General features: G+C 76.0%; 10 protein-coding genes and 1 riboswitch. Of the genes, 3 read left to right on the plus strand and 7 right to left on the minus strand.

Annotated features, from left to right (window positions below; translation table 11 throughout):
- From ACFWPI_RS04450 to ACFWPI_RS04475, 6 genes are all read right to left on the minus strand, one after another.
- Positions 1-3,822, minus strand: a complete 3,822-nt coding sequence (locus tag ACFWPI_RS04450) for a DUF5682 family protein (protein ID WP_380368987.1) — start codon at positions 3,820-3,822, stop codon at positions 1-3.
- 4 nt (positions 3,823-3,826) lie between these two features.
- Positions 3,827-5,041: an AAA family ATPase gene (locus tag ACFWPI_RS04455; RefSeq protein ID WP_380368985.1), complete on the minus strand. Its 1,215-nt coding sequence runs from the start codon at positions 5,039-5,041 to the stop codon at positions 3,827-3,829.
- Entirely contained in the window at positions 5,038-10,191 is a 5,154-nt protein-coding gene (locus tag ACFWPI_RS04460; protein WP_380368982.1) for a hypothetical protein, read from the minus strand. Before ACFWPI_RS04460 ends, ACFWPI_RS04455 begins: the two co-directional genes overlap by 4 nt.
- Complete coding sequence (locus ACFWPI_RS04465; RefSeq protein ID WP_380368979.1) at positions 10,188-11,045, minus strand: DUF4132 domain-containing protein; 858 nt, start codon at positions 11,043-11,045, stop codon at positions 10,188-10,190. Before ACFWPI_RS04465 ends, ACFWPI_RS04460 begins: the two co-directional genes overlap by 4 nt.
- A 191-nt stretch (positions 11,046-11,236) precedes the next feature.
- Complete coding sequence (locus ACFWPI_RS04470; RefSeq protein WP_380368976.1) at positions 11,237-12,022, minus strand: ABC transporter ATP-binding protein; 786 nt, start codon at positions 12,020-12,022, stop codon at positions 11,237-11,239.
- A 135-nt stretch (positions 12,023-12,157) separates the two neighbouring features.
- Positions 12,158-13,183 carry an ABC transporter substrate-binding protein gene (locus tag ACFWPI_RS04475; protein WP_380368973.1) on the minus strand — a complete coding sequence of 342 codons (1,026 nt, stop codon included), beginning with the start codon at positions 13,181-13,183 and terminating at the stop codon, positions 12,158-12,160.
- Between the two features lie 105 nt (positions 13,184-13,288).
- On the opposite strand from ACFWPI_RS04475, the gene fhuB reads away from it, so the two are divergent.
- The 3 genes from fhuB to ACFWPI_RS04490 all read left to right on the plus strand — a co-directional run bounded on the left by fhuB (position 13,289) and on the right by ACFWPI_RS04490 (position 17,599).
- Entirely contained in the window at positions 13,289-15,454 is a 2,166-nt protein-coding gene (gene fhuB, locus ACFWPI_RS04480) for a Fe(3+)-hydroxamate ABC transporter permease FhuB (protein ID WP_380368970.1), read from the plus strand.
- Between the two features lie 21 nt (positions 15,455-15,475).
- A complete protein-coding gene (fes, locus tag ACFWPI_RS04485) occupies positions 15,476-16,591 on the plus strand; it encodes an enterochelin esterase (RefSeq protein ID WP_380368967.1) in 1,116 nt (371 codons plus the stop codon).
- A gap of 80 nt (positions 16,592-16,671) precedes the next feature.
- Positions 16,672-16,732, plus strand: a riboswitch (guanidine-III (ykkC-III) riboswitch).
- Between the two features lie 12 nt (positions 16,733-16,744).
- Positions 16,745-17,599, plus strand: a complete 855-nt coding sequence (locus ACFWPI_RS04490) for an MBL fold metallo-hydrolase (protein ID WP_063349849.1) — start codon at positions 16,745-16,747, stop codon at positions 17,597-17,599.
- Between the two features lie 24 nt (positions 17,600-17,623).
- On the opposite strand, the gene ACFWPI_RS04495 is transcribed toward ACFWPI_RS04490, so the two are convergent.
- The gene (locus ACFWPI_RS04495) at positions 17,624-18,175 is read right to left on the minus strand and encodes a Uma2 family endonuclease (protein ID WP_380368963.1); all 552 of its coding nucleotides are present in this window, start codon (positions 18,173-18,175) and stop codon (positions 17,624-17,626) included.
- Between the last annotated feature and the right edge of the window lie 47 nt (positions 18,176-18,222).

Below are 18,222 nucleotides of genomic sequence, written 5' to 3' on the forward strand. Positions count from 1 at the left end.
TCATCGCACCTTCTCCCCCACCCAGCGGGCCAGTTCCAGCGGACTCAACGCCGCCACGGGCATACCGGCCGCGACCAACTGGCCCGCGACCGCCTTCGAATAGCGGGCCGTCCCCGTGTCGTCCAGCGCGGCGCAGCCGAGCAGGTGCACACCGGAATCCACCAGTGCCCGGGTCTGGGCCAGCAACCCGCCCACCGGGCCGCCCTCCTCGAAGTCGCTGACCACCACGACCAGCGTCCGGGACGGCACCGTCACCAGCTTCCGCGCATACCGCAGCCCGCCCGCGATGCTGGTGCCACCACCGATCCGCACCTCCAGCAGCACACTCAGCGGATCCTCCACCCGCTCGGTCAGGTCGACGATCTCGGTGGAGAACGCCACGAAGTGGGTGCTCAGCGAAGGCACCCCGGCCAGGATCGACGCCGTCAGCGCCGCCCAGACCGTCGACGCCTCCATCGACCCGGAGACGTCCACGACCAGGATCAGCCGCCAGTCGGCCGCCTGCCGGGCCCTGGTCCGGAACACCGGACGCTCGGGCACGATGAGTGTGCCGCCGTCCCCCGACGGGCGGGCCGTGGCGAGATTGGCGCGAATGGTCCGGTCCAGGTCCAGTCCGCCACCCGGCCGACGCGTCGGCCGCGGCACGCTGATCCCGGTCAGCGCCGGACGCAGCCTGGTCGCCAACGCGCGCGTCAACTCGTCCACCAGACGCCGCACCAGCGGACGCAGCCGCGCCACCCTCGCCTCCGGCAGGCCGCCCGCATGCTCCAACACCGTGCGCAGCAAGTCGACCGACGGGCGGACGGCACCCGGCTCGATCGCCTCCAGGACGTCCGTCCGGCCCTGCGCCACGGCGGCCGCCAGCACCTCCTCCCGGACGCCCGGCCCGAACAGCGCCGACAGTTCCTCGGCCCACTCCCGCACCCCCGGGAAGGGCGCCTCGCGGCCGCCCCGCCCGGACCGCCCGTCCAGGCCCGGGCCGGAGCCCTCGCCTCGCCCGCTGCCGTACAACTCGTCCAGGGCGGTGGCGAGTCGGGCGCACCGCCCGCTCAGGCCACCGCTGCCGGGGCGGCCGAGGAGCAGCCGCCAGCGCTCGGCCGGGGCGAGGGCGTGCCGCGTGGCGACGGGCACGGAAGGGAGCGGCTCGACGCGGTGCGGTGGCTCGGGCGCCGGATCGCCCCCGGGCGCCGACAGCAGGCCACGCCGGGCCAGCGCCGCGCGGGCGGCCAGATCCGCGCGGACCCAGCCGGCCACCACCGCCGGCGGGACCTCCTCGGGCAGGCCCGCGAGCCGGGTGCCCAGGCGTTCCTCGACCAGGACCAGCAACCGGTCCCGGGCGGCCGGGCTGAGCGTGTCGAAGCCCCCGCGCAACGCCGGCAGCCGGTCCAGGAAGGCGGCGTCGGGCAGCGAGGTGATCCGCTCCAGCACGGGCTCCAGCGCCTCCGGCGCGGTGGCGAACAGGCCCTCCGCCGCCGTCAGCAGGCCGACCAGCCCCCGCCCGAGCGCGTGCCGGGCCTCCGGGCCGGTCGCCCCGTCCACCCACGAAGCCGCCCGCCCGCCCAGCGCCTCCGCCCGCTCCCGCCCCAGCAGCACCCGCACCGCTCCGGCTGCGCCTCGCACCAACGGACTCCCCCGGTCCGCGAGTTCGGCCAGCACGTGCCCCAGCCGCAACCCGCCGTCCAGATCCGCCCGCCGCGCCAGCTCCACCAGCGCCCGCGCATCCGCCGGATCGTCCGACCCGCCCAACCCCTCCAACTGCCGCACGGCCGCCACGGTCAACACCTCGCCCACCGCCCCCAACCGCCCCGTCGGCCCGGCCGACGCCCCGCCCGCACCGGGCAACGGCGCGGAGCCGTCGGGGAACGCGGCGAGGTGCGCCGGCTCCTGCCGGCCGGGCTCGGCGGACCCGCCGGGGGCGGCGCCCAGGTCGGGCGACGACACGGGGGCGCCGGGGGTGTCGCGGGTGTCGCGGGTGTCGGGTGGGGGGTAGCCCGGGAGGTGGCCGGCGGTGAGGCGGTCGAGGAGGGCCAGGGCGTCGAGGAGTTCGGGGAGGGTGCCGGAGGACGGGAGGACGGTGGCGAGTTGGGTGAGGCGGGTGTCCGCGAGGGCCGGGAGGCCGCAGGCGGCCGCGTCGGTGAGGCCTTGGAGGACCTCGCGGGCGGTGGGGCCGTCGGCCTGCTGTTCACGGCGGAGGCGTTCGCGCAGGGTGCCTTCGGCGGCCTGCGCGGGGGTCACGCCTCGGGCGCCCGCGACGGTGAGCATGGCGGCAGTGGCCGGGGTCCAGTGGAGGCGCCAGCGCGTGCCGATGGCTTCGGTGCCGCCCGCGCCGGTGGTGGTGACGGGGTCGGCGTAGGGGACCCCGCAGGCGGTGAGGCGGTGGAGGAGGATCTCGCGGCGGCGGTCGAGGGGGGTGCGCAGCGGATCGAGGCGGAGTTCGCGGGGCTCGGGGTCGGCGGGGCCGGGGAGGCCGAGGTCGGCGAGGAGGGTTTCGACGGCGGGGGCGAGCCCGCTGCGCGGGGCCGCGGGGGTGGCGCGGCCGGTTCGGGTGCCGACCAGGACGCGTTCGAGGGCGCGGGCGACGGCCCGGCCGCGGCCGAGGGGTTCGCCTTGGGCGAGGACGGTCTGGACGGCTTCGACGAGTTCGCCGCGGCCGGGGGCGGCGTGGCCGCGCAGGCGGGCGAGGTCTCCGGCGAGGCGGACGATCTCGCGGGCGTCGGCCGGGCCGGAGGGGTGGTCCTGGCTGCGCAGTGCTTCGCAGATCCGGACGGCGGTGGTGGTGAGGGCCCGGGTGAGGCGGTCGGGGTCGCCGCCGGCGTCGAGGACGGTGTGCTGCCACTCGGGATCGCGGATGCCCGCCGGATAGCCGGAGCGGGCGTCGAGCAGCGGGTAGGTGTAGGGGATCAGGGAGAGGGCGTGCCCGAGGTGGTCCGGGTGCGGCGGTTCCTCGGTGGCGGCGGGCCCGTCGAGCAGGGCGGGCGCGTGGAAGGCGCCGACGACGGCGGCGACCCGGCGCCCGTCGGCCGCCGCGGCCCGGATCCGGGCACGCATCCAGGCTTCGCGCCGCAGGTCGTACGGGTCGACGCCGGGGCCGGTCTCGGCGTCGCGGCGCAGCGCCCAGCCGACCAGCAGGGCGGCGCGCCGGACGGCGTCGGGGGTGGAGCCGGGGGCTGCGGTCTCGACGAGGCGGTCCCACAGGTCGTCGTCGGAATCGCGCCCGGTGAGGCGGTGGCGCAGCGCGTCGGCGACACCGGGGGCGCCGGGGGCGGGCTGTTGTTCCTCGTGGGGCGTGGTGCGGTGGGCGAGCGGGAGGTCGCAGGCGAGTGTCTCGACGCCGTTGCGCCGGGCCCAGCGCAGGGCGACCAGCTCCGGGGAGAAGTCGGCGAACGGGTAGAAGGCGAGTCGACCTGGGCCGGAGTCGGCGGCGGGGCCCCGGCCGCCCTCGCGGCCGGCCGGGGCGGCCGCGAGGGCGACGGGGGCCTGGGTGTCCTCGTCCGCCAGCCAGCCGAGCCAGGGCTGGAACTCGGCGGGGAGTTCGACCAGCACCACCTCGGGCTTGACGGCGTCGAGCAGCGCGGGGAGGACCGCGCTGAGCGACGGCGCGTGGTGCCGCACGCCGATCAGGTAGGGCCCGGACCGGCCGGTGCCGGAGGCGGCCAGCCGCTCGGCCTCGGCCCGGACGGCCGGGCGCGGGTCGTCCAGGCCGTCCAGGTGGCCGGGGCCGAGCGGACGGACGGGGCCGGCCTGGTGGTCGGGGCCGGCCTGGTGGTCGGGGCCGGCCTGGTGGTCGGGGCCGGCCGGGGCGGGCGTCACCGTGCTGGTCATCGCCTCATGCCTCCAGGGCCGAGCGGAGGTCCCACAGGGTGCGCCAGGTGCCGGCGCCCTGTTCGGCGCGCCGGCGGACCGGCCCGTCCCAGTAGCCGAGCAGCCGGGCGGCGTCGGCCGGGTCGTCCTTGCGGACGACGCCGATGAGTTGGCCGGGGAGGCGGCCGAGCAGGTCGCCGCCGTCGGGCAGGTAGGCGGCGGTGACGCCGAGCGCGGTGGCGACCGAGACGGCTTCTGCGGTGCTCATCACGGTGGACGGGCGCTCGACGTCCCAGCCTTCGGTGGAACGGCCGGTGCGCAGGTCGCGGAAGGCGGTGACGAGGGCCTCCAGGACGGCGTCGTCCACCGCGTAGGGGGCTCCGGCGCGGGCGACGGCGACGGTCGACTGCCGGCGGACGAGTTCGACCTCGGCGGCGAGGCTGGCGATCGGGCCGACCGTCTCGAAGTTGAACCGCCGCTTGAGCGCCGCGGACATCTCGCTGACGCCCTTGTCCCTCAGGTTGGCGGTGGCGATCAGGGTGAAGCCGGCGGCGGCGTGCAGCTGTCCGTCCGGGGTGCCGGCCAACTCGGGTACGGAGAGCCGCCGTTCGGAGAGCAGGGAGACCAGCGCGTCCTGCACCTCGGGCAGGCAGCGGGTCACCTCCTCGACGCGGGCCACCGCCCCGGTGGTCATCGCGGTGAGCACCGGAGAGGGCACCAGGGCGTCCCGGCTGGGCCCCTTGGCGAGCAGGAGGGCGTAGTTCCAGCCGTACTTGAGCTGGTCCTCGGTGGTACCGGCGGTGCCCTGGACGGTGAGCGCGCTGGTGCCGCAGACGGCGGCGGCGAGCAGTTCGGAGAGCATGGACTTGGCGGTGCCGGGCTCACCGACGAGCAGCAGGCCGCGCTCCCCGGCGAGGGTGACGACGCAGCGTTCGACGAGGGCGCGCTCGCCGACGAACTTCTGCTCGATGGCGAGGCCGCGGCGGCCGGCCTTGAGCTTCTCGCCGTCGCTGCCCATGACGAAGGTGACGACGGCGCGCGGGGTGAGCCGCCAGCCGGGCGGGCGCGGGCCGCTGTCGTACGCGGCCAGGAACTCCAGTTCGGCGGCGTGCTTCTCCTCGGGCGGGATGATCTGCCGGCTCGCGGGGGCGGTGTCGGCGCTCGCCTTCGGGTTGCCTGTCGGTGTGCTGCCCGTCGGTGTGCTGTTCGTCGGCGTGGCGCTCATCGGCGTGGTGCTCATCGGCGGGCCTTCCTGCGCTTGCTGGTCTGGAGCTCTTCGTAGCCGGGGGCGTCGCCGTCGAGGGTCCGCTGCCAGGCCCGGGCGAACAGCTCCGGGACGGGCAGGTGGGGCAGCGGGACGCGGTGGGTGGGCAGTTCGTAGAGGGCGGCCTTCCAGGTCTCGGCGGGCAGCGCGGGGGCCTTGGCCTCCTGCCAGCCGCCGGGCAGGAAGAGGGTGCGGCCGGCCCGGGCCCGCTTGGCCTCCAGCACCAGGTCGGTGGCGGCGAGTTCGACGCGGGCGCGCTTGAGCCTGGCCGGCTTCCAGCCCGTCCAGCGGGCGACGTTGCGGTCGGTGGGGTCGGGCAGGGCCAGCAGTTGGAGGTAGAGCACCGCGGCGTCCTCGCCGAGGCCGTGGGCCCGGGCCGCCTCGGCGACCAGGTCGGGGACGGTGAGCTGCGGGTGCTGTAGCCAGGTCTGGCCGTCGGCGGCCACCACCGCCTCGGTGGTGGCGGCTGCCAGGCGCTCCACTTCGCCGCGCAGGACGGCCTCGATGGCGCCCCGCTCGGTTTCCAGCCAGTAGCTGGCCCCCAGCCCGCCGAGCAGTTCGAGCACCGGGTCGTCGGGGCCGGTGAGCCCGGCCGGGCGCAGCCAGACCCGCTCGTACTCGTCGTGGTAGGGCGTCAGGACGAGGGCCGGGCCGCAGTCGACCAGTCCGTTCGGGTCGGCTCCGCCCGCGGCCGGCAGGCCGAAGTGGGTGCGCAGGACGGCCGACATCGAGGCGCCCTTGGTGGTGTGGACGAGGTGGAAGTCGAGCAGCAGGTCGGGGTCGGCGAGGCGGCTTCGCAGCGCGGCGGCGGCCGCGGGCAGCAGCGGGCGCAGCGGGCTGTCGGCGGGCAGGTGGTAGGCGAGCCAGCGCAGGGCGTCGACGGCGCGGCCGAGGTCGCCGGAGGCGGGTGCGGCGCTCTGGTCCTCTGCGAGCAGCTGGGGGGTGGACCCGCCGCCGTCGCTGAGCCGGAAGGCCGTGGTGCCGGTCAGCCAGGGGGTCTGTGCGGGGTTGAGCACCGCCTCGATGTGTTCGATCTGCGCGCCCTTGACGGTGGCCTGGGCGGCCTCGGGGAGGGTGACGAGCCGGCCGAAGTGCCGGATCCAGGCGGCGGCGCCGGCGTCGAGGTCGGGGCCCTCCGTCCAGAGGGTCTTCGGGTCGGCGGGCAGCAGGGCGCCCCAGACGTCGGCGAGGGCGTCCCGGTCGCGGCCGCGCAGCCAGTCCCGAGCGGCCTTGGCCTCGGTGGACTTGAGGCCGTACTCGGCGAGCCGGTCGGCGGGCAGCACCGCGCTGTGCCACTGGAAGAGCCCGGGCGGCGGGCTGAGCAGCAGGGCGGCGCGGGCGGCGCCGATCCCGGTGAGCCCGCCGAAGGCGGTGGCGCGGTCGAGCTGCCAGGGGGCGCCTCCGTGCAGCGCGGCCGCCTGCCGGAACGCGGCGATCCAGGCGGCGCCGACCCGCTCCTCGGTGCCGCGTTCCTTGACGGTGGTGAAGTGGGCGACGGGCCCGAACGCGCCGCTCGGGTCGTGGTCGACGGCGTACCACTGCTCGGTGCCCTCGTGGTGCCGGCGGTGGCCGAGGATGACGACGGTGCGGTCGCCGTGGCGCAGCACCTGCCCCTCGCGGGGGACGGCGGGCTGGTGGCGGTTGGCGCGGTCGGCGGGTTCGCCGAGGACGATCTCGCGCAGGGTGGCGCCGCGGTCGGCGAGCACTCCCTCGGTCAGTTCGCCGAGGAGCAGCAGGAGGCTGGAGCGGTGGGCCGGTTCGGTGAGCGGGGCGGCCACCGCGTAGGCGAGGGTGTCGAGACGGCCGAGCAGGTGCAGCCAGCCGTGGTGGGTGCCGCCGTATTGCAGGGTGACGGTGGCCGGGGTGCTCCAGCCCTCGCCGGTGGCGGCCGGCGGGTCTGCCAGGACGGCGGTGACGGCGCGCAGGTTGTTGAGCACCCGCCACCGGTCTCCGCCGCCCCAGTTGGGGCCGAAGCAGGCGACGTCGGGCAGGAGGGTGGTGACGGCCTCGCGCAGTTCGTGGTCGCGGCCGTGCTCGGGCCGGTACTCGGCGGCCTCGGCCTTGGACGGCTTCTCGGCCTCCGGCTGCGGGACGAACCGGGCGATCCGGTCGAGCAGGTCGGCGGCGGTGCGGGCGAGCCCGGCGACCCCGGCGAGCAGCAGCGGGTGGCTGATGCCGGGCAGGACGGTGCCGACCGCCTGAACGGGCAGGGCGCGGCGGGCGCCACCGGACTGGGCCAGCGGGCGTCGGACGCCCTGGGCGGTGATCCAGCGCTGCTCGTCCTCGGGCACGGGCCGGCTGTCGGTCGGCCAGGCGGCGTCGATCAGGCGGGCCGTCTGCTCGGTGTCGACGGCCCGCAGGACGCGTGAGCCCGCCTCGTCGCGGGGCCGCAGGGCGTGCCAGTGGTCGAGCGGGGGGACGAGCGCGGTGCCGGCGGCGGCGAAGTCCCCCGGGCGGCAGGGGCGCAGGTCGATGGTGCGGTCGGTCTCGGCGGCCAGGTCGGGCAGGGTGAGGGCGAGGCCGTCGCGCTGCGCCTCGGTGACGACCGGTTGGGCCCGGCCGGGGAGGGTGAGGCGGCCGACCGGGACGTGGTCCGGGTGGCCGTCGGTGATCGGCAGGACGATGACCTGCCCGTCGGCGGTGGTGGTGGTGACGGCGCGGTCGAGGTCGACCCGGACCCAGCTGCCGAGCACGGTGCCGTCGGTGCCGAGCGGCGTCTGCTCCAGGCCGGGCTGGAGCGGCAGCAGTCGGGTGCGAGTGAGGGTCAGTCGGCCGGCGGCCGCGGTGGCGGCGATCACCGGTGGTTCGGCGGCGCGGCCGAGGGCGCCGGTGTGCGGGTCGAGTTCGCGCAGGACGGCGCCGTCCTGGCCGTAGCGCACTGTCCAGTGGCCGGTGCCGTCACCGAGGACGCGGTGTTCGGCGGGCATCCGGGTGTCGCCGGGGTGCAGCGGGCGTTCGCCGGTGGTGCGGCCGCCGCCGGGCAGCGGGAGGGAGGGGGGCTCGGGATCCCGGTCGCCGTAGTGGTAGCCGGCGATGGTCTCGCCGGTGAGTTCGACGACCTCGCCGGGCCGGCTGGACCAGTAGGCGTGCTGCTTTCCGTCCTGGTACCAGGCGACGAGGAGTTCGCCGTCGACGAGGCGCAGCCGGGGCTGGTTCCAGCGCTCCTTCGCCGGGGGCAGGCGCAGGGTGTGCTCCAGTAGGACGCCCTGCGGGCCGACCACGACGGCCTGGTCGTGGCGGGCGAGGATCAGGTACGGCCAGGCGTCCTCGACGATCAGGCCGGTAAGGCGCCCGCCGTTGAGGCCGGGGGTGTCCTGCGGCTCGGAGTCCGGGCCGGCGGAGTCGGCGCCGGCAAGGTCCGCAGGGTCCACGGGCTTGGCGGGGTCGGCCGGGTCGGCGAGCTTGGCCAGGGCCTCTTCCAGGGCCGGCCAGCCGAGTTCGTCGAGGATGCCGGCGCCGAGCGCCCCGGCGAGCAGGGCGGTGACGTCGAGGGCGGCGATCCGCTCGGCGGCGGCCGGGGCGACGGCCCGCACGGCGGTGCGGTACGGGCTCAACGAGCTCACCAGGTCGGCGGCGCCGGCCAGGCCGCGAGCGGCGGTCAGCTCGTCGGTCCGGAGTTCGGCCCACTCCTCGAACAGGCGGCGCAGCAGCGGCAGTGCGGGCACCTGCCGCTTGACGGCGGTCTCCCAGGCGGGCGGGGTCGCGGCGCGCAGGACGGGCCGGAACCGCGGGTCGGCGGCGACGGCCGCGAGGCCGGCGCTGTCGGGGCCGCACTGGTCGACCCAGTCCTTGAGGTCGAACCGGAGGGTGGCCGACGGGTCGGCGACGGGCACGCCGTCGGCGAGCAGCCGGTCCAGCAGGTCGAGTTGGGTCTGGCTGCGGCGGACGTCGGTGTACAGGTCCACCGGGACACCGTCGGCCCGCAGCCGCTCGGCCATCCGGCCGGCCAGGGCGACGGTGGCGGCGCAGCTGGGCCGGGAGCGCCAGCCGCGCCCGAGGTGGTGGCACCAGCGCTGGAGCCACGCGGCGGCGGGCTCGGCGCCCTCGGCGCGCGGGCCGGTGAGCAGTTGCTCGGCCCCGGTCTCGGCGAGCAGGACGAGCCAGGCGGTGTCGTTCACGGCGGCGTCGGTGCCGGCCGGGTCGGGCATCAGCTCCAGCAGGCGGGCCCGGACCGCCTGGTCGCGCCGGCCGAGTTCGGTCAGGGGGCCGTGCCAGGACTTCCAGAACGCCCCGGGCGCCCGGTTGGCGCCCGGGCCGGCCAGCAGTTCGGCGAGCAGTGCCTGTTCGTGCTCGGCGCGGTCCAGCCCGGCGGCCTTGATCAGTGCGCGGGCGTCCTCGGCGACCCCGGCGTAGGGGGCCATGCCGGCGGCGGAGCGCTCGGTGCAGAGCTGGCGGAAGCGCTGCCAGGCGGTCAGCGCGTCGAGCCGTTCGGCGAGCTCCTTGACGTACTGGCGCAGGGACTTGACGGTGAGCGCGCCGGCCAGGGCGAACTCCAGGAAGACGGCGCGCAGCCGCTCCTCGTCGACCGTCAGGCGGTAGGTGCGCTCGGCCTCGCGGGCCTTGCCGAAGTAGCCGGCGGCGTAGGTCTGGTTGCCGTGGGCGAGGAAGATCCGGCCGACCTCCTCGCAGAAGGTGGGCAGGAAGTGCGGCACGGCGCGGCCGAGGCGGGCGGCGAGCGCCTCGAAGCCGTCCTTGGCGGTGCCGGGCTTGGACCGGGCCTGGCGGGAGAGCCGTTCCATCTCCTTGACCAGGGCGAGCGCGTGGTGCCCGTTGGCCGGGTCGTGGACCAGCGCCCAGGCTGGGAAGCCGAGCGCCTCCTGGCGGACCTGGCCGACCTCGGCGGGCGTGCCGTCGGGGACGAGCCCGAGGAAGTCGACGGCGAGGTCCTCGGCCGGTCCGAGCGCGCCGGGGACCAGCCGGACGATCCGGCGCCCGTCGAGCGCGGGGTGGGTGTAGGCGCGGGCGGTGAGCACGTCGGCGGCGCTGTCGGGGCGGCCGACGCCGGGCAGGGTGCCGGGCGGGAGCACGGCCCCCGCGTCGAGCAGCCGCTCGTGCGGCCCGGCGTCCTGGGCGGCCGTCCGGTCGGCGTCCTGAACGGCCCTCTGGTCGAGTCCGGTGGCGGTCATGCGGCGTCCTCCCCTTCGATGGTGCGGCCTGCGTACAGTGCGGCGGCCATCCGCATGCCCTCGGACCAGGCGATCGGGCCGACCTCGGCGAGCGGCAGCACCCGGCCGTCCGGGCCCGCCCAGCTGAGCGCGCCCGTCTCGCAGGCGTCGTACTCGTAGTAGTCGCCCACCCAGACGCGGGCCTCGACGGTGCGCCCCGCCTCCACCACGGGCTGGACGGCGGAGCCGCCGCGCACCCGGTGGCCGAGCCGGGCGCAGCGCCCGAGCAGTTCGCGCAGCTCGCGGTAGCGGCCGCCGGCGTAGGTGGTGACCTCGGTGCCGGCCGGCCGTTCGTCCGGCCGGTGCCAGACCTCCCGGTAGAGCTGCGGCACGCGCTGGGAGACGCCGAGCTCGACGGCGAACTCGCGCAGGTCGTCGAGGTCCGGGAGCAGCACGGGGTGGGGTATCAGGATCTCGCCGTCGGTGAGCCGGACGGTGTCGCCGTCCAGGTCCACCAGGCCGAGCCCGCGCTCGGCGTCCGCACCGCGCAGGAAGCCGGCGACGGCGCCGTCCGAACCGGTGACCACCAGGTCGCGCAGGACGGCCTGCCAGGCCTCGTCCGCCCAGACCGCGGTCAGCACGGCGGCGGGCACCGGCAGCGAGCGCACCATCCACCGCTCGACGTCCTCCTGGCAGCGCCGCTCGTGCGCGGCCAGCCATTCGGTGAGCTGCCTGAGCTGGGCGACCACCGGATCGTCACCGAGCTTCGACGGCAGGGACTTCAGCTCGCGGCCCGCCGCGTTGCGGCAGACCACCTTGCCCTCCCCGTCGAGCGCGACGCGGTACCCTCCCGCGCCTGTTTCCACCCATGCCACGGACGTCTCCTCCCACCTGCCGGTCAGCGATGCGAGGAACGTAGCGAGGCCCACTGACAAAGCAGCGGCCGGGGAGGCTGTTCCGCGGCTTCCGGGGTGCAAACCCGTCGAACGAGTGAACGGGGCAGGCGGCACGCCGCCTGCCCCGCCACCCGTCTCCCGTCGCCCGCCAGGTCACATCTGACGCATCGTCAAAGTACTGATGCCGACCGGGGGACGATCACCGGAGCGCCGTCGCCGGGGGCGGCGAGCACGTCGCTGTCGATGTCGTACAGCGCGCGCACCAGCGGTGCGTCGACCACCTCGCGGGGCGGGCCGCAGGCCACCACCGAGCCGTCGCGCAGGGCGACGACCAGGTCGGCGTAACGGGCCGCCGCCGCGAGGTCGTGCAGCACCATGACGACCGTCCGCCCGCCGGCGGCGACCTCGCGGACCAGTTCCAGCACCTCGACGGCGTGCCCGAGGTCGAGCGCGCTGGTGGGTTCGTCGAGCAGCACGACGGGCGCGTCCTGGGCGAGCACCATGGCGAGCCAGCAGCGCTGCCGCTGGCCGCCGGAGAGGCGGTCCAGCCGGCGGTCGGCGAGTTCCTCGACGCCGGTGGCGCGCAGCGCCCGCGCGGTGAGCCGCTCGTCGTCGGCCGACCACTGGCGGAAGAGCCCCTGGTGCGGGTGGCGGCCGTAGCGGACGAGTCCGGCGACGGTGACCGCCTCGGGGGCCTGCGGGCTCTGCGGGAGCAGCGCGACCCGGTGCGCGGCCTGGCGCGGCCGCAGCCGCCAGACGTCCTCACCGCCGACCAGCACCCGCCCGCCGTCCGGCCGGTGCAGCCGGGCGACGGCCCGCAGCAGGGTGGACTTGCCGCAGCCGTTCGGGCCGACGACGGCCACCACCCGGCCGGCCGGGACGGTGAGGTCGACGCCGGCGAGCACCGGGCGGCCGGGGCCGTAGCCGGCGGTGAGGCCCTGGATCGTCAACTCCATCGAGGGTTCCTTCGGTTGGAGGGGGCTGCGGGCCGGCCGGGCGAGGTGCCGGCCGGCCGGGCACGGGCGCGGGCCCGGCCGGGTACGAGCCCGAGCGCGGACACGGGCCCGGAACGGGGCCCGAACGCGGGCCGGTCAGGAGGCGGCGAGCGCCTTGCCGATGTCGCCGATGACCACGTCGGCCGCGAGCGGCCCGCCGCGGGTGGACCAGACCGACCCGTCCACGGTGACGGCGTGCTTGTTCTTCACCGCGCCCAGCTCCTGGTAGGCGGGCTTGGACTGGACGTCCTTGAGCGCGGTCTTGCCGTCGTCGGTGAGGGTGGACAGGAACAGCCAGTCGCCGTCGATCTCGGCGAGCTTCTCCAGGCTGAGCGCCGGGCTGTGCGCGTTGCCGTCCTTGTCCTGCGCGGCCGGGCGGGTGAGGCCCATGTCGAGGGCGACGCCGCTGGCGAACTGCTTCTTCTCCATCCAGCTCGGCCCGGTGGGGTTCCAGCGGACGATGGAGACGGCCGCGCCCTTGTTCTTGCCGAGGTCGCCTCCGGCCTTGGCGGCCTTGGCCTCGTAGTCGGCGATCACCTTGTTGCTCTGGTCGAGCTTGTTGACGGCGTTTCCGATGCCGCGGAAGGCGAGCTTCCAGTCGTCGGTGGGTGCCATGGTGACGAGGGTGGCGGGGGTGATCTCGCGCAGCTGCTTGAGCATCTGCTCGTCCTGCATGTCGCCGGCCAGGATGAGGTCGGGCTTGGCGGCGATGACCTTGTCCATGACGGGCTGCAGCAGGTTGCCGACCACCGGGACGCCCTGGACCTTGTCCTTGAGGTAGGCGGGCGGCTCGTTGAGCCCCTGGCCGTTGGTGATGCCGACGGGCTTGACGCCGAGGGCGAGCACCGCGTCGAGGTCCTCCTGGGTGAGGGTGACGATCCGCTGGGGCGCGGCGGGGATCTCGACGGCCTTGCCGGTCGCGTCCTTGACGGTGCGCTTGCCGCCGGCCGCGTCCGCCGCCGGGCTGCCGGCGGCGGCGGAGCCGCCCGCGGAGCCCGAGGATCCGGAGGAGGACCCGGAGGAGCCGCACCCGGCGAGCAGGAGGGCGGCCGCCCCGGTGACGGCCAGCGCCCGGGCCGCGCGGCGGCGGACGGGGTGGAGCGGGCTCTGGGCGAACGGCATGGGTGCCTCCGGGCAGCGGTGGTACGGGGGTTGGGCGGCGTCCGGGTGACCCGGCACGGTGGCGGTGCCCACAGGACGATGCGCTCATTAGGTTAGCCTTACCTTATGACATTGTCGCAAGTGGGCGCCCCCGGGGAGTCCCGCACCGAGCCGGACGCCCCGCCGCCACCGCCGCCACCGCGCGGGGACGGCCGCCGCGCCGCCTGGCCGATCGCCCTCGGCGCGGTCGCGGTCCTGCTCGCCCTCGCCGCGCTCTCACTGTCCGTCGGCGCCGGGGAGGTCGGCCCCGGGCGGGTGCTGGACTACCTGCTGAACCGCCACGGCGCCCGCGCGGACAGCCGGCTCGCCCTCGTCGTCGGCGACCTGCGCCTGCCCCGCACGGCCACCGCCCTGCTGGTCGGCGCCGCACTCGGGGTCGCCGGGGCGCAACTGCAGTCCGTCACCCGCAACCCGCTCGCCGAGACCGGACTGCTCGGCGTCAACGCCGGCGCCTCCCTGGGGGTCGTGCTCGGCATCGCCGTACTCGGCATCCAGACCTCGTACGGGTACCTGGCCTTCGCCTTCGGCGGCGCCGTGCTCGCCAGCACGCTGGTGCTGCTCATCGCGGGCGCCCGGGGCGGGTCGCCGATGCGGCTGGTGCTCGGCGGCTCGGCGGTCGGCGCCACCTTCGGCGGGCTCACCGGCGTGCTGATCGTCAACTCGCCCGAGGCGTACGACCGGTACCGGGTGTGGGTGCTGGGCTCGCTGGCCGGGGTGGAGGGCTGGACGACGCTGCGCCAGCTCGCCCCGGTGCTCGGCGTGGGCTTCCTGCTCGCCCTGCTCGCCACCCGGCCGCTCACCGCGCTCGCGCTCGGCGACGACCTCGCCCGCGGCCTCGGCCACCGCCCCGGCGCCACCCGGGCCGCGGTCGCCTTCGCCGTCACCCTGCTGACCGCCTCGGCCGTCGCACTGGCCGGCCCGATCTCCTTCCTCGGCCTGCTCGCCGGGTTCCTGGGGCGGGCCGTCGCCGGCCCCAGGGTCGGGCAACTCACCGTGCTCGCAGGGCTGTTCGGCGCCACCGTGCTCACCGGGGCCGATGTGCTGGCCCGGGTGGTGGCCCGCCCGTTCGAGGCGCCGGTGTCGGTGATCGTCTCCCTGGTCGGCGCCCCCGCGCTGATCGCGATCGTCCGCTCCCGCCGGACCGCCGCGCTCGGCATGGCCGATCCGGCCGAGCCCGCCCCCGTCCGGCGGTCCGAGCCGCCCGCGCCCAAACCCGACCTGGTGCTGCGGCGCGGCGCCTGGTCGCTGCTGCTCCCCCGCCGGGCGCTGCTCGCCTCGCTCGCCCTGGCCGCGGCGCTGCTCGCCGTCGTCGTCGTGTCCGCCCACGCCGGGCAGAGCGAACTCGGCCTCGGCCGCACCCTCCAGGCCGTGTTCGGCTACGGCGACCGGCTGGACGTGCTGCTGGTGCAGAAGTTCCGGCTCGGCCGGATCGTCGCCGGGCTCGCCGCCGGCGCCGCCCTCGGCCTGGCCGGCTGCCTCACCCAGACCCTCGCCCGCAACCGCCTCGCCACCCCCGAACTGCTCGGCGTCAACGACGGCGCCACCGCCGCCGTCCTGATCTCCGCCACCGTCTCCGGCACCTTCGGCGCCTGGTGGGCCGGCCCGCTCGGCGCGCTGGCCGCCGTCCTGGTCGTCACCCTGGTCTCCGGCGGGCTCGGCGCGCAGGGCTACCGGGTGCTGGTCGTCGGCCTCGCGATGTCCGCGCTCGCCTCGGCCGTCATCCAGGTCGCGCTCGCCCGCCGCTCGCTCAACTCGGCCGGCTCGCTGTACGTCTGGACCTCCGGCAGCCTCAACGGGCGGGACTACGCCGTCGCCACCCCGGTCCTGATCGGGCTGGCCGTGCTCGTGCCGCTCGCGCTGGCGGCGGCCCGGCGGCTGGCGGTGCTGCGCTTCGACGACAGCGTGGCCGCCTCGCTGGGCGTCGACCCGGGCCGGGTCCGGCTCGGCTGCCTGCTGCTGGCCGTCGCGCTGGCCGGACTGGCCGTCGGCGTGTGCGGGCCGGTCGGCTTCGTCGCGCTGGCCGCGCCCGTGATCGCCGGGCGGCTGGCCGGGCCGGCGCGCGTACCGGTCCTCGGCTCGGCACTGACCGGCGCCGTCCTCGTCGTGCTCGCCGACACCGTGGGGCGGGTGCTGATCGGCGGGGTGGAGATCCCCGTCGGCATCGTCACCACCGTCCTCGGCGGCCCCTTCCTGCTCTGGGTGCTGCTCGGCCGCAAGGGCACCCCCGCCTAACCTCCCCGAGGAGTCCCGCAGATGGAAACCCTTCCCCTCGTCGAGCCCGATCCGGCCGACCCCGCCTACCGCCTGGTCACCTTCGTGCACGAGGACGCGTCGTGCGACGGCGTGCTCGCGCTCCTGCACACCGTCACCGACAAGGACCGGCACGCCGGCGACCTCGCCCCGCACCTGATGACCCGCCGCGACGACGGCCGTTGGTCGATCACCTACCGGCTGCGCGCCGACCACCGGGCGTCCTACCAGCTGTACCCGTTCCGGGGGGACGCCCCCGGCACCACCCGGGCGGACTGGCTGCGCGTCCTCGACCACGCCCGCCCCGACCCGCACGACGCCGCCCCCCGGCTGCCCGCCCGCGACGGGCGCCACCCGTCGTCCGTGCTCAGCCTGCCCGACGCCCCCGCCCAGCCGTACGCCCGGCGGCGCGACGGCGTGCCGCGCGGGCGGACGGTGGCCCACGAGGTGGCCGGGCGGCGGGTGGACGTCCACCTCCCCGCCGGTGGCGGAGCGTCCGCCGGTGGCGGGCCGTTCGCGGTGGCCGTGCTGCTGGACGGCGAGATGTGGGGCGAGGTGCTGTCGGTCGGCGACACCCTCGACAACCTCGCGGCGGACGGCGCCATCCCGCCCACCGTCGCCCTGCTCGTCCACACCATGGGCCCCTGCCGCCCCGACGACCTCAGCTGCAACCCGGCCTTCGTCGACCTCCTCGCCGACCGCCTCCTCCCCTGGGCGGCAGCCGAGTTCGGCACCACCACCGACCCGGCCGGCACCGTCATCGCCGGCCAGAGCGCGGGCGGCCTCACCGCCGCCTTCGCCGCGTTCCGACGCCCCGACCGCTTCGGCGGCGCGCTCTGCCAGTCCGGTTCCTTCTGGTGGCCGGACGAGACGGAGTTCGACGAGGGCAGTGAGTGGCTGACCCGCCAATTCGCCCGCGAGCAAAGGCGGGAGGCCCGGTTCTACGTCGAGGTCGGCCTCCAGGAGTGGATGCTGCTCCCGCAGAACCGCCACCTGCGCGACGTCCTCACCGCCCGCGGCTACGACCTCGCGTACCGCGAGTTCAACGGCGGCCACGACTACGCCTGTTGGCGCGGCGGGCTGGCGGACGGGCTGGCGCACCTGCTGGGGCGTGCCTGACGGTTCCCGGCAAATCGGCGAATCGACGAATCGGCGGACCGGCGCGCGGCGACGGGGGCGTGCTAGCGTCCCGGTGGCGGCGCGCCGGTGACCGCCCCGGACGAGATGTGCGCCGTACCCGGCCCGCCAAGACGACGCACCCAGGGAGACGTCATGGCCGCCGGTGCCCCGATCGCCCGTCCGCTCGACGTGCGGTGGATCCACGGATCCCCGTCCGCGAAGCACAACACGGACCCGGACATCCAGGTCCACGCGTACGACGAGCACACCGTCATCCTGCGGCAGAACAAGGCGGTCAACTACGAGGCGCCGTTCCTGTTCCTGCTGTTCGGGGGCGAGCGGGCCGTCCTGATCGACACCGGGGCCACCGCCTCCGCCGCGTACTTCCCGCTGCGCACCGTGGTCGACGGGCTCATCGACCGGTGGCTCGCCGACAACCCCCGCGACGGCTACGGGCTGCTCGTCCTGCACACCCACCCGCACGGCGACCACGTCGCGGGCGACGGGCAGTTCGCCGACCGGCCCGCGACGACCCTGGTCGGCGCCGACCCGGCCACGGCCTGGCCGTACTTCGGCTTCGACCAGGACCCGGACGCCGTCGCGCGGGTGGACCTCGGCGGCGGCCGGGTGCTCGAATGCCTGGCCACCCCGGGCCACCACCCGGCGGCCGTCACCTACTACGACCCGTGGACGGGCCTGCTGCTCACCGGCGACACCGTCTACCCGGGCCGCCTCTACATCGACGACTGGCCGGCCTTCACCCGCACCGTCGACCGGCTGATCGACTTCGCCGAACGCCGCCCCGTGACGCATCTGCTCGGCTGCCACATCGAGATGACCCGCACCCCCGGCGTCGACTACCCCATCCGCACGACCCACCAGCCCGACGAGCCGCCCCTGGAACTGACCGTCGGACACCTCCGGGCCATCCGCACCGCACTCGCCGACCTCGGCGACCGGCCGCGCCGGCACGCCCTGCCCGACCTGATCCTCTGGCCGAGCGCCTGAGCCCATCGGTCAGGCGCTCGGCGATCAGTCCTTGTACGGGACGAGCCGCGCGAGGTCCAGTTCGAAGCCGAACGGATCGGGAACGCTGATCGTCTCGCCGAACTCCCGCTCGGTCCTCGTGTGGTACCGGTCGTGGTTCGGCTCGGAGAACAGCGTGGCCGTCCGCTGCCGCGGGTCCACGATCAGATAGAGCGGGAAGCCCATGCGCGGGTAGTCGCGGACCTTCCCCGTCCAGTCGTTCTCGGGATTGGACGGGGAGACGATCTCGACGGCGATCAGGGCCAGCTCGGCGGGGATGTCGTGGCCGGCCAGGTCGATGACGTCCTCGGGCAGGTACGTGAGGTCGGGATTGCGCACGGAGCCGACCTCGGGTGAGGAGAGATCACTGTTCCCGGTGGGGAAGTAGCCGGGAGGGCAGTGCGCCTCGAACTGGCGTTGGACCAGCGCGAGGTTCAGCTGGTGGACCGACGACGGTGACGCCTGCATGACGATGATGTCGCCGGACAACTCCACCTTGTAGCCGTCCGGGAGACTGCGCCGGGCCTCTTCGAGAAGACGGTAGCGCTCGGGGTTCATGGACTCTCCTCCAGTGCTCCGGCCACCGTACGGCAGCCGGAGCCGAT

The sequence above is a fragment of the Kitasatospora sp. NPDC058492 genome, from assembly GCF_042720685.1.
Taxonomy (GTDB): Bacteria; Actinomycetota; Actinomycetes; order Streptomycetales; family Streptomycetaceae; genus Kitasatospora.

Excerpts from the sequence above, each read along its gene's own strand:
- ACFWPI_RS04470 (WP_380368976.1), bottom strand. The coding sequence starts at position 12,022 with ATGGAGTTGACGATCCAGGGCCTCACCGCCGGCTACGGCCCCGGCCGC.
- ACFWPI_RS04460 (WP_380368982.1), bottom strand. The coding sequence starts at position 10,191 with ATGACCGCCACCGGACTCGACCAGAGGGCCGTTCAGGACGCCGACCGG.
- ACFWPI_RS04455 (WP_380368985.1), bottom strand. The coding sequence starts at position 5,041 with ATGAGCACCACGCCGATGAGCGCCACGCCGACGAACAGCACACCGACG.
- fes (WP_380368967.1), top strand. The coding sequence starts at position 15,476 with ATGGAAACCCTTCCCCTCGTCGAGCCCGATCCGGCCGACCCCGCCTAC.
- ACFWPI_RS04475 (WP_380368973.1), bottom strand. The coding sequence starts at position 13,183 with ATGCCGTTCGCCCAGAGCCCGCTCCACCCCGTCCGCCGCCGCGCGGCC.
- fhuB (WP_380368970.1), top strand. The coding sequence starts at position 13,289 with ATGACATTGTCGCAAGTGGGCGCCCCCGGGGAGTCCCGCACCGAGCCG.
- ACFWPI_RS04490 (WP_063349849.1), top strand. The coding sequence starts at position 16,745 with ATGGCCGCCGGTGCCCCGATCGCCCGTCCGCTCGACGTGCGGTGGATC.
- ACFWPI_RS04495 (WP_380368963.1), bottom strand. The coding sequence starts at position 18,175 with ATGAACCCCGAGCGCTACCGTCTTCTCGAAGAGGCCCGGCGCAGTCTC.
- ACFWPI_RS04450 (WP_380368987.1), bottom strand. The coding sequence starts at position 3,822 with ATGACCAGCACGGTGACGCCCGCCCCGGCCGGCCCCGACCACCAGGCC.